Origin of the sequence: Aeromonas sp. HMWF014 (assembly GCF_963878295.1) — a bacterium.
GTDB lineage: Bacteria > Pseudomonadota > Gammaproteobacteria > Enterobacterales > Aeromonadaceae > Aeromonas > Aeromonas popoffii.
Genome location: NZ_CAWNYS010000241.1, coordinates 1 through 3266, shown reverse-complemented (window position 1 = coordinate 3266; position 3266 = coordinate 1). Strand labels below are relative to the sequence as shown.

Genomic DNA, 3266 nt, shown 5'->3' with positions numbered 1-3266 from the left:
CCGCATCGGCGTCAACGGCGGTTCTCTTGAGAAAGACATTCAGGAGAAGTACGGTGAGCCGACCCCGCAGGCGCTGCTTGAGTCGGCCATGCGCCACGTGGATTACCTGGATCGCTTCAACTTCGACAACTTCAAGGTGAGCGTCAAGGCGTCAGACGTCTTCCTGGCCATCGGGGCCTATCGCCTGCTGGCCAAACAGATCGAGCAGCCGCTGCACCTTGGTATCACGGAAGCGGGCGGTTTTCGCGCTGGCGCAGTGAAATCCGCTGTCGGGCTTGGCATGCTGCTGGCCGATGGCATCGGCGATACCATCCGCATCTCGCTGGCGGCCGATCCGGTGGAAGAGATCAAGGTAGGTTTTGATATCCTCAAATCCCTGCGCATCCGTTCCCGCGGCATCAACTTCATTGCCTGTCCTTCCTGTTCTCGTCAGGAGTTCGACGTGATCGGTACCGTCAACGCCCTGGAAGAGCGGCTGGAAGACATCATCACCCCCATGGATGTCTCCATCATCGGCTGTGTGGTGAACGGGCCGGGCGAGGCGCTGGTCTCCGATCTGGGGCTGGCGGGGGCCGCCAACAAGAGCGCCTTCTACGAGGGCGGTCAGCGGGTCGACCGGCTGGACAACAAGGATCTCATCCCGATCCTGGAGCGCCGCATTCGCGCCCGGGCGGCCATGTTGGATCCGGCCAACCAGATCCTGGTGGACGAGGGTTGAGCCAGTGCGGGGCCACCTAGGGTGGCCCCGTCTTTAGGTTGCTGATTTTAAATCCCGCATTGGAACGCCCCGATTTTACCTCAGGGTCGAAAATCCCTATAATGCGGCCAAATTTCACGTCTTTTTCTCGAGTATCAACGTGGCAAAACAGATCCAAGCTATTCGCGGTATGAACGATTGCCTGCCGGAGCAGAGCCCGGTATGGCAGAAAGTAGAACAGATACTGCGCCAAGTGGTCGCCAGCTATGGCTACAGTGAAGTGCGCATGCCGATCGTCGAGCAGACTCATCTGTTCAAGCGTGCCATCGGTGAAGTGACCGACGTGGTTGAAAAAGAGATGTACAGCTTCGAAGACCGCAACGGCGATAGCCTGAGCCTGCGTCCGGAAGGGACCGCCAGCTGCGTCCGTGCCGGTATCGAGCACGGTCTGCTCTATAACCAGGAACGCCGTATGTGGTACATGGGTCCCATGTTCCGCCACGAGCGTCCCCAGAAGGGCCGTTACCGCCAGTTCCATCAGTTCGGGGTCGAGCTGTTTGGCATCAACGGGCCGGATATTGACGCCGAACTCATCATGCTGACCCACCGTCTGTGGCGTCTGTTCGGCATCAGCGATCATGTCACCCTGCAGCTCAACACCCTGGGTCAGAGTGCCGAGCGCGCCGCCTATCGCGATGCCCTGGTGGCCTACCTTGAGCAGTACAAGGATCAGCTGGACGAAGAGAGCCAGCGCCGCATGTACAGCAACCCGCTGCGGGTGCTCGACTCTAAGGATGCCAAGGTACAGGCCATTCTGGTGAATGCCCCGCGTCTGTTCGATCACCTGGGTGAAGAGAGCCTGGCTCACTTCGAAGGGCTCAAACGCCTGCTCACCGCCGCTGGCATTCAGTTCGAAGTGAACGAGCGTCTGGTGCGCGGCCTTGACTATTACAACCTCACCGTGTTCGAGTGGGTCACCACCAGCCTGGGTGCTCAGGGCACCGTCTGTGCCGGTGGCCGTTACGACGGCCTGGTGGAGCAGCTTGGCGGTCAAGCGACCCCGGCCGTCGGCTTTGCCATGGGCATGGAGCGTCTGGTGCTGATGCTGGAGACTCTCGAGCTCAACGGCGATATCCGTCCTGCGGTGGATGTCTATCTGGCCATGGTGGGTGAGGGGACCGAGCAGGCTGGTTTCGCGCTTGCCGAGCGTCTGCGTGATGCCCTGCCTGACTTGCGCCTGATGAGCCACTGCGGTGGCGGCAACTTCAAGAAACAACTCAAGCGTGCCGACAAGTGCGGTGCGGCCATTGCCCTGATCCTTGGTGAAACCGAGGTGCAAAACGGGGAGATCACCATCAAATATCTGCGTGGCCAGGCCGAGCAACAGACCGTCACGGTCGACGCCGCCATTGCCCTGCTGGCAGCCAAAGGAGAGTAAGCAGTGGAAGTTTATACCACCGAAGAACAACAGGTTGAGGTCATCAAGAGCTGGTGGAAAGAGAACGGAACCTCGGTGCTCGCAGGAACTGTTATCGGTCTGGTTGGGCTCTTTGGCTGGCGTTATTACAACGAGCGTCAGCAGACCAACCAGGAAGCCGCTTCCCAGGCCTACAACGAGATCTCGGCCCAGCTGGCCAAAGGGGATGCCGCCGCCTTCGAACAGGTGCAAAGCTTCATCAGTGCCCACCAGGGTGATGCTTACGCCGAGCTGGCCGCCCTGCAACTGGCTGCGGCTGCCGTCAAGGCAAACAAGCTGGATCTGGCTGCCGAGCAGCTGACCCTGGTGGCGAACAGTGGTGATGAGAGCATTCGTCCCATCGCTGGCCTGCGTCTGGCCCGGGTCTTAAATGATCTGGGCAAGGCCGATGAGGCCCTGGCCCAGCTTGGCAAGATCAACAATGACGCCTTCAAGGCCCAAGTGGCGGAAGTGCGTGGCGACATCCTGCTCAAACAGGGCAAGGCCGAAGAGGCGCGCGATGCCTATCAGGCTGCGGCCGATGCCGGTGGCCTGCAGGGCAGTGGTGAGCTCAAGCTGAAGATGGACGATCTGGCGCTGCCAGCCGTGACCACGGGTGGAGCTCCGAATGCGTAATCTGTTCAAGATGATGGTGTTGGGGGCAGCAGTCTCCTTCGCCCTGCAGGGGTGCTCCCTGTTCAGCTCCGAAGAAGATCTCAATCCGATGGCACCTTTGCCCGTGGTTGAATCTGCCTTTACTGCCAACATCGTCTGGTCCTCTTCCGTCGGGAATGGCATAGGTGACTTCTACTCCCAGCTCAAACCTGTGGTGGAAGAGGATCGCATCTTTGCCGCTGCCCGCGATGGCACTGTGAGTGCCTTCGATCGCGCCAGCGGCAAGGTGCTGTGGCGTGTGGACTTGGCTGACTTGCCCATCAACGCCGACAAGCGCAGCGCCCGTCTCTCCGGCGGTCTGGTCTCTCGCTACGGCAAGCTGTTCCTCGGCTCCGAGAACGGGGTTGTTTACGCCCTGAACGCAGAGAACGGGGAAGTACTGTGGCAGACCTCGGTGCCGGGTGAAGTGGTGGCAAGCCCTGCCGTCGAAGATGGTCG

4 protein-coding genes are annotated in these 3266 nt (G+C 60.3%); all 4 read left to right on the top strand.

What is annotated here, in order from left to right:
• A partial coding sequence (locus AAC083_RS09740; protein ID WP_258224645.1) for a flavodoxin-dependent (E)-4-hydroxy-3-methylbut-2-enyl-diphosphate synthase occupies positions 1-718 on the top strand: 718 nt, incomplete at its 5' end.
• Positions 719-857: 139 nt separating this feature from the next.
• Complete coding sequence (gene hisS, locus AAC083_RS09735) at positions 858-2135, top strand: histidine--tRNA ligase (protein ID WP_042034396.1); 1278 nt, start codon at positions 858-860, stop codon at positions 2133-2135.
• A gap of 3 nt (positions 2136-2138) precedes the next feature.
• Entirely contained in the window at positions 2139-2789 is a 651-nt protein-coding gene (locus AAC083_RS09730) for a YfgM family protein (protein WP_108536479.1), read from the top strand.
• Positions 2782-3266 (top strand): outer membrane protein assembly factor BamB family protein (locus AAC083_RS09725; RefSeq protein WP_181364705.1); only part of this gene is annotated, 485 nt, incomplete at its 3' end. The genes AAC083_RS09730 and AAC083_RS09725, both read left to right, overlap by 8 nt.